This is a genomic window from Phenylobacterium sp. (assembly GCF_024508875.1).
Taxonomy (GTDB): Bacteria; Pseudomonadota; Alphaproteobacteria; order Caulobacterales; family Caulobacteraceae; genus Phenylobacterium.
The window spans coordinates 1-5,369 of the sequence record NZ_JANINU010000164.1 but is presented as its reverse complement, the minus strand read 5'-3'; the positions used below and the strand labels follow the sequence as shown (position 1 = coordinate 5,369).

6 protein-coding genes and 1 pseudogene are annotated in these 5,369 nt (G+C 69.8%); 6 read left to right on the top strand and 1 reads right to left on the bottom strand.

Features of this window, described 5'->3' with window-relative positions:
- Nucleotides 1-500 (top strand): 50S ribosomal protein L1 (rplA, locus tag Q0L11_RS13130; RefSeq protein WP_296597806.1); only part of this gene is annotated, 500 nt, incomplete at its 5' end.
- 84 nt (nt 501-584) lie between these two features.
- Here rplA and Q0L11_RS13125 read toward each other — a convergent pair.
- Nucleotides 585-1,817: an acyl-CoA dehydrogenase family protein gene (locus Q0L11_RS13125; protein ID WP_296597805.1), complete on the bottom strand. Its 1,233-nt coding sequence runs from the start codon at nt 1,815-1,817 to the stop codon at nt 585-587.
- An 86-nt stretch (nt 1,818-1,903) separates the two neighbouring features.
- Between Q0L11_RS13125 and Q0L11_RS13120 the strand changes: the two genes are divergently transcribed.
- The 5 genes and pseudogenes from Q0L11_RS13120 to Q0L11_RS13100 all read left to right on the top strand — a co-directional run.
- Nucleotides 1,904-2,407, top strand: a complete 504-nt coding sequence (locus Q0L11_RS13120; RefSeq protein ID WP_296597803.1) for a GNAT family N-acetyltransferase — start codon at nt 1,904-1,906, stop codon at nt 2,405-2,407.
- A 7-nt stretch (nt 2,408-2,414) separates the two neighbouring features.
- A complete protein-coding gene (locus tag Q0L11_RS13115; RefSeq protein WP_296597802.1) occupies nt 2,415-3,239 on the top strand; it encodes an enoyl-CoA hydratase-related protein in 825 nt (274 codons plus the stop codon).
- Between the two features lie 91 nt (nt 3,240-3,330).
- The gene (locus Q0L11_RS13110; protein WP_296597801.1) at nt 3,331-4,527 is read left to right on the top strand and encodes an acetyl-CoA C-acetyltransferase; all 1,197 of its coding nucleotides are present in this window, start codon (nt 3,331-3,333) and stop codon (nt 4,525-4,527) included.
- A 38-nt stretch (nt 4,528-4,565) separates the two neighbouring features.
- On the top strand, nt 4,566-4,997 hold the full coding sequence (locus Q0L11_RS13105; protein ID WP_296597799.1) for a hypothetical protein: 432 nt from the start codon (nt 4,566-4,568) through the stop codon (nt 4,995-4,997).
- Nucleotides 4,998-5,289: 292 nt separating this feature from the next.
- Nucleotides 5,290-5,369 (top strand): annotated as a pseudogene (locus tag Q0L11_RS13100) (50S ribosomal protein L10); the annotation flags it as partial.

The window sequence follows — 5,369 nt, the reverse complement described above, 5'->3', positions numbered from 1 at the left end:
CCTCGGGCACCGGCCGCGACGTCCGCGTCGCCGTCATCGCCAAGGACGCCAAGGCCGCTGAAGCCACCGCCGCCGGGGCCGACATCGTCGGCGCCGAAGAGCTGGTGGAGCGCATCCAAGGCGGCTTCATGGACTTCGACCGCGTGATCGCCACGCCGGACATGATGGCCCTCGTCGGCCGTCTCGGTAAGGTGCTGGGCCCGCGCGGCCTGATGCCGAACCCGCGCGTCGGCACCGTGACGCCGAACGTCGGCCAGGCCGTGAAGGACGCCAAGGGCGGGGCCATCGAGTTCCGCACCGAGAAGACCGGCATCATCCACGCCGGCATCGGCAAGGCCTCGTTCACCGAGGAAGCCCTAACGGTCAACGTCAAGGCCCTGGTGGACGCGCTGAACAAGGCCAAGCCGTCGGGCGCCAAGGGCACCTACATCAAGAAGATCAGCCTCTCGTCGACGATGGGCCCGGGCTTCAAGGTGGACGCGGGTTCGGTCGGCGCCTGAGCCGACAGATCCGTGACGAAGATCGAGGGGAGGGGCGGAAACGCCGCTCCCCTTTTTCGTGCGCCTTATTCGTAAGTGACGGGCTCAGAGTCCCAGGACCGCCTTGGCCATGATGTTGCGCTGGATCTCGTTCGTCCCGGCGTAGATCGTTCCGGCGCGGTCGTTGAAATACTTGGCCGCGACGGTCAGGGCATGCTCGGGGCCGACGAAGCCCTGGTCGGCCGGCGGCTGGTAGAGCGGCGTGGGGCCGCCCGGACAGGCGGCGTGGGCCTGATAGAGCTGGCCATAGGCGCCCGACGCCTCCAGGGCCAGTTCGGTGAGCCGCTGGCTGAGTTCGGTGGAAACGGTCTTCAGCATCGACGAGCGGGCGCCCGGCGCCTCGCCGTGGCTGAGCTGGGCCAGGATCTGCAACTCGACGGCTTCCAGGGCCTCGATCTCCAGCGCCGCAGTTGCGAGCCGGCTCATGAAGCCGCTGTCCTGGGCGAGGGCGCGTCCGTCATCGCCAGCCTCAGCGTCGGCCATCCGGCGGATGCGGCGCAGCCGCGCCTTCAGGCCCGGCGAGGACACGCCGCCGCCGCGCTCGAACTCCATCAGGTACTTGGCCACCGTCCAGCCTTCGCCGACCTGGCCGACCACATTGGCCTTGGGTACGCGAACGTCGGTGAAGAAGACATCGTTCTGGATGTGCTCGCCCGAGAGCATCAGGATCGGGCGGACCTCGACGCCGGGCGTGTCCATCGGGATGAGCAGGAAGGTGATGCCCCGCTGCGGGATCGCCTCCTGGCTGGTGCGCACCAGGCAAAAGATCCAGTTGGCGTCGTTGGCGTGGGTCGTCCAAAGCTTGTGGCCCGAGCAGACGAAGTGGTCGCCGTCGTCCACGGCGCCCATCTGCAGGCTGGCCAGGTCGGAGCCTGAGCCCGGTTCGGAATAGCCCTGGCACCAGAAGTGCTCGCCGGTGAGCATGCGGGGCAGGTAGTGGGCCTTCTGCTCGGCCGAGCCGTGGCCGATGAGGACCGGGCCGCACATGCCGATGCCCATGGGCGAGAGCGGCGGGGCGTCGTTGGTCGCCAGCTCCTCGGCGAAGATGTAGCGCTGGGCCGCGGTCCAGCCGCAGCCGCCGTATTCGACCGGCCAGGCGGGGGCCGCCCAGCCGCGGGCGTGGAGGATCGCCTGCCACGCCATGCCGAGTTCGTGCGGGGCGTAGACGCTGGTCATCCGCCGTGTGTCGCGGCGCATCTGCGGCGTCAGCTCGCGGTCGAGGAAGGCGCGGACCTCCTCGCGGAAGGCGAGCTCGGCCTCGTTCCACCGGATCCGCATCGGACATCTCCCCTTCGACCTGCGGCGAGGCTAGACGTCTTGACGTCCCGGCAGTCCAAGACCGCGGATATGGGGAGGGGGCGCAGATGCCGACCATCGAGCTCGATCCGGCGCGCGAGCAGCGCCAGGCGGTGGAGAACCTGTTCCAGTTCTACGTCCACGACTTCGCCGACTTCTGGGCCGAACGGCAGGTGGAGTTCGACGAGGACGGCCGCTTTCCGGCCTATCCCCCGCTGGCCGCCTACTGGTCGGAGGAAGGGAGCGAGCCGTTCGTGATCCGAGCCGACGGGAAGCTGGCGGGGTTCGTGCTGATCGACCGGCACACGCACTCGGGCCTGCCGGTGGATTTCAACATGGGCGAGTTCTTCGTGGCCCGGCATTACCGCCGCGAAGGCGTGGGGCGGGCGGCGGCGCTGGAGGCGATCCGCGAACGCAGGGGGCAATGGGAGATCGCCGTGGCGCGGCGCAACCTGCCGGCCCAGCCGTTCTGGCGCGGGGTCGCGGCGGCTTGCGCGAGCGGGCCCGTGGACGAGATCGACCAGAACGACGCGCGCTGGAACGGGCTGATCCTGCGCTTCGTCGTGGCATAGTCGCGCCATGGACCTGAAAGCCACCCGCTACGAGATCGCCGACGGCATCGCCGTCGTCACGCTCGCCCGCCCGAAGCGCCGCAACGCCTGGACCGGGCGGATGCACACCGAATACCGCTGGATCCTGCGGGAGGCCGAACGCGACCCGGCGGTGCGGGTGATCGTGGTGACCGGCGATCCGGAGGGGCAGGCGTTCTGCGCCGGCGCCGACCTGCAGGCGCTGGAGGGGCATTCCGAGCGCGGCGGCTACGACGCCGGCACGCCGGAGGACATCGCCGAGCCGGGATACGGGGTGGACCCAGCGTTCGACGCGGCGTTCGCCTATCACTTCGGGGTGGGCAAGCCGATCATCGCCGCGATCAACGGGGCGGCGGCGGGCGTCGGCCTGGTGCTCGCCGCCTTCGCGGACCTGCGCTTCTGCGCGCCGGGGGTGAAGTTCACGGCGGCGCACGGGCGGTTCAACTTTCCGGCGGAGTACGGCCTATCTTGGCTGCTGCCGCGGATCGTCGGCCTGACGCACGCCAATGACATCCTGCTGTCGAGCCGGGTGTTCACCGCCGAGGAGGCGATGACGATGGGCTTCCTGAACCGCATCGTGCCGGCGGCCGAGCTGATGGGCGAGGTCATGGCCTACGCCCGCACCCTGGCGACCTCGGTGGCGCCCGGTTCGGCGCGGGAGACCAAGCGTCAGATCTACCGCGACCTGCACCGCGACGCGGCGAGCTCGGTGAAGGTGGCCGAGGCGCTGCTGGCCGAGATGTCGAAGACGCCGGACTACAGGGAAGGCGTGAAGGCCTGGATGGAGAAGCGCCCGGCCAAATGGACGGGATGAGGCGCGCGATCGGCGGCTCGGCGCTACGGCAGCCTTGACGCGCCGCCCGCGCGGCTCCACGGACCTACCCATATTTCGGGAGGAAGCCCACGTGAGACGCGCCGCCATCGTCAGCCCCATTCGCACGCCGGTGGGGAAGTTCCAGGGAAGTCTGGCCAGCATGAGCGCGGGCGACCTGGGCGCCGTGATCTTGAAGGCGCTGGTGGAGCGCACCAAGCTGGACCCGGCCAAGGTGGACGACGTGATCTTCGCCCAGGGCTACGGCAACGGCGAGGCGCCGTGCATCGCGCGCTGGTCGGCCCTGGCCGCCGACTTCCCTATCGAGGTGCCCGGCTATCAGCTCGACCGCCGCTGCGGCTCGGGCCTGCAGGCGGTGATCGACGCGGCGATGATGGTGCAGACCGGCGTGGCCGACGTCGTGATCGCCGGCGGCGTCGAGAGCATGAGCAACGTCGAATATTATTCGCTGGACATGCGCAACGGGGCGCGCGCCGGCTCGGTGACCATGCACGACCGTCTGGCTCGCGGCCGGGTGATGAGCCAGCCGATCAGCCGCTTCGGCGTGATCAGCGGCATGATCGAGACCGCCGACAACCTGGCCCGCGACTACCAGATCAGCCGCGAGCAGGCGGACGAGTACGCGGTGATGAGCCACCAGCGGGCGACCAAGGCCTGGGCCGAGGGCAAGTTCGACGACGAGCTCGTGCCGGTCTCGGTGCCGCAGAAGAAGGGCGATCCGGTCGTCTTCGCCAAGGACGAGGGCGTGCGCGCCGACGCCACGATGGAGAGCCTGGGCAAGCTGCGCGCCATCGAAAAGGATGGCGTGGTCACCGCCGGCAACGCCAGCCAGCAGAACGACGCCGCCGCCGCCTGCCTGGTGGTGGCCGAGGACAAGCTGGCCGAGCTGAACCTGGATCCCATGGGCTGGTTCGTGAGCTGGGCGGCGGCGGGCTGCGATCCGTCGCGCATGGGCATCGGCCCGGTGCCGGCCGTGAAGCGCCTGTTCGAGCGCACCGGCATGGGCTGGGACGACATCGACCTCGTCGAGCTGAACGAGGCCTTCGCGCCGCAGGTCCTGGCCGTGCTGAAAGGCTGGGGCTGGGACGAGCGCGACCGCCTGAACGTCAACGGCTCGGGCATCAGCCTGGGGCACCCGATCGGCGCCACCGGCGGCCGCATCCTGGCCAACCTGCTTCGCGAGTTGAAGCGCCGCGACGGCAAGTACGGCCTGGAGACCATGTGCATCGGCGGCGGCCAGGGCATCGCGGCGATCTTCGAGCGGGCCTGAGTCGGCTCGGGCGGCGCGGCCGGTTGCAAGGGGAACGCATGACGCCCGCCGATCTGCGCCGCCTCTTCGAGAACGTCGCACCTGACCTCGACGCCTTCGCCCAGCCCTGGAGCCTGATCGGGAGCGGCGCCCTGATCCTGCTGGGAGCGCCGTTCGAGGCGGCTGCCGATCTGGACGTCGTGACCGGGGTGGATGGGGCGGCGCGACTGGCGGCGGCCTGGGCCGGCTGGCTGGAGCCCGGCGAGCCCAAAGCGCCCGACGGTCCGTTCCGGTCGGAGGACTTCGCCCGCTACGTCACGCCGTGGGGCCCGGTCGAGGTGATGGGAGGCTTGAAGGTCCGCGGGCGGGAACTGGACCTGCGTGGACCATTGCCGCCCGCGGAGGAGCAGCTTCGCATCCTGCGGCTTTTCGGCCGGCCAAAGGACCTCGCCAAGGCCGCCGTGCTGGAGGGCTGGCTGTCGGCGGGTTGAATTCGCGGCGATTTCGTATATACGCCGCCGCTTCGTTGCTCCCTCCGGGGAGACAGCGTGGACGGAAGGCCTCCGGGCTTTCCATCCTGTCCAAGAACTATGAAGCCGCCGGGGCCACCGGAGGCCGTAACGCGACGAAGAGCCCTTCGTCGGTCATGGGGAGACGGGAAGATGACGTGCCTTTGGTCCGGCCGCAACGCGGCGTGGGCGCAGGGCCGCGGCTTTCCTCATCGGACAGGTGCTACCGGCGTGCGCACTCTCGCGCGCGACGAACCTGAGTATGGAGACCGCAATGGACCGCGCTCAAAAGCAGGAAGCCATCGAAGCGCTCAAGGGCGTCTTCGCTGACTCCGGCGCCGTGGTCGTGACCCA

What these genes read in the sequence shown, in the direction of transcription:
- Q0L11_RS13105 (WP_296597799.1), top strand. Translation starts at nt 4,566, where the DNA reads ATGACGCCCGCCGATCTGCGCCGCCTCTTCGAGAACGTCGCACCTGAC.
- Q0L11_RS13120 (WP_296597803.1), top strand. Translation starts at nt 1,904, where the DNA reads ATGCCGACCATCGAGCTCGATCCGGCGCGCGAGCAGCGCCAGGCGGTG.
- Q0L11_RS13125 (WP_296597805.1), bottom strand. Translation starts at nt 1,817, where the DNA reads ATGCGGATCCGGTGGAACGAGGCCGAGCTCGCCTTCCGCGAGGAGGTC.
- Q0L11_RS13115 (WP_296597802.1), top strand. Translation starts at nt 2,415, where the DNA reads ATGGACCTGAAAGCCACCCGCTACGAGATCGCCGACGGCATCGCCGTC.